General features: G+C 68.1%; 2 protein-coding genes. Both read left to right on the plus strand.

Annotation, left to right across the window (positions count from 1 at the left end; translation table 11 throughout):
• Positions 1-247 precede the first annotated feature (247 nt).
• A complete protein-coding gene (locus tag QSK34_RS37590) occupies positions 248-745 on the plus strand; it encodes an IS110 family transposase (RefSeq protein ID WP_285591614.1) in 498 nt (165 codons plus the stop codon).
• A gap of 217 nt (positions 746-962) precedes the next feature.
• Entirely contained in the window at positions 963-1,319 is a 357-nt protein-coding gene (locus QSK34_RS37595) for a transposase (protein ID WP_502875570.1), read from the plus strand.
• Positions 1,320-1,339 lie beyond the last annotated feature (20 nt).

The following is a 1,339-nucleotide window of genomic DNA, read 5'->3' on the forward strand; positions in this document are numbered from 1 at the left end:
CGCTACGACTGTGAGGATCGAAGGGTGCCGCCTCGGGTGGTGGTCTGACCCGCGTTACGACTGGCCCATGTGCCCTGTGTTTGATCTGTCGGCCATCACCCGGGACGGCGCTCGCTGCCGCCGGACCGGGCGGGGGTGTCCCGATAGGGGCCTTGCTGCGAACAAGCGCGCCATCACAGTCCTGACCGCCCACCTCGATCCGGCGTCGGCCAGCCCCCATCCCGGACCGCCAGGAGTCAGGCCGCCCATGCCCAGCATCCCCCGCGACAGCGACTTCATCCAAGATCATGACCCCGAGACCGTGGTCCTGGGCGTCGACACCCACAAGGACACCCACGTGGCGGCCGTCGTCAGCACCACCGGACGGTCACGCGGCAGCCGCAGTTTCCCGGCCACCGCCACCGGCTACCGGGACCTGCTGGACTGGGCCGCCGGCTTCGGCACATTGCGACGCGCGGGGGTGGAGGGCACCAGCTCCTACGGCACCGCCCTGACCAGGCACCTGCACGCCGCCGGCCTCCAAGTCCTGGAGGTCAACCAGCCAGACAAGGCCGAACGCCGACGGCGCGGCAAGACCGACGCGATCGACGCCGAAACCGCAGCACGCGCGGTGCTGTCCGGACGAGCCAGCGCCACCGCCAAGACCGGCGACGGTCCCGTGGAGATGATCCGACTGTTCAAAACAGCCAAGGAATCAGCGATTAATCCCGCGCCCAGGCCATCAACCAGCTCAAAGCCGTCCTGATGCGCGCCGATCCCGCCATGCGCGAGAACCTGACAGGCCTCAGCAACCCCAAGCTCATCCGAGCCTGCGCCCAACTCGCGCCCGGCCCCGTCGCCACCTCCAAGGCCGCCGCGGCTCACACCCTGCGCTCACTGGCCCAGCGGATCATCCACCTCACCGACGAGATCGACGACCTCGCGCCCAGATCACCGCAGCGATCAACAGCCACAGTCCACACCTGCTCGACTGCTACGGCGTCGGTCCCGACACGGCAGCGGCTCTGCTCATCGTCGCCGGCGACAACCCCGGACGGCTCAACAATGAGGCGTCCTTCGCCGCGCTCTGCGGCGTGAGCCCCATCCAAGCCTCCTCAGGAAAGGCGCAACGCCACCGCCTCAACCGCGGCGGTGATCGCCGCGCCAACTCCGCCCTCTACACCATCGTCCTGGCCCGGCTCCGCTGGAACACACGCACCCGCGACTACATCGCCCGACGACAAGCCCAGGGCAAAACCCGGCGCGAAGCCATCCGCTGTCTCAAGCGCTACGTCGCCCGCGAGATCTACAAGATCATCACAACACCACAGCGCACTTGACATCCATAGGGGCATCAAAC

Origin of the sequence: Herbidospora sp. NBRC 101105 (genome assembly GCF_030269205.1) — a bacterium.
Taxonomy (GTDB): domain Bacteria; phylum Actinomycetota; class Actinomycetes; order Streptosporangiales; family Streptosporangiaceae; genus Herbidospora; species Herbidospora solisilvae.

Excerpts from the sequence above, each read along its gene's own strand:
- QSK34_RS37590 (WP_285591614.1), top strand. The coding sequence starts at position 248 with ATGCCCAGCATCCCCCGCGACAGCGACTTCATCCAAGATCATGACCCC.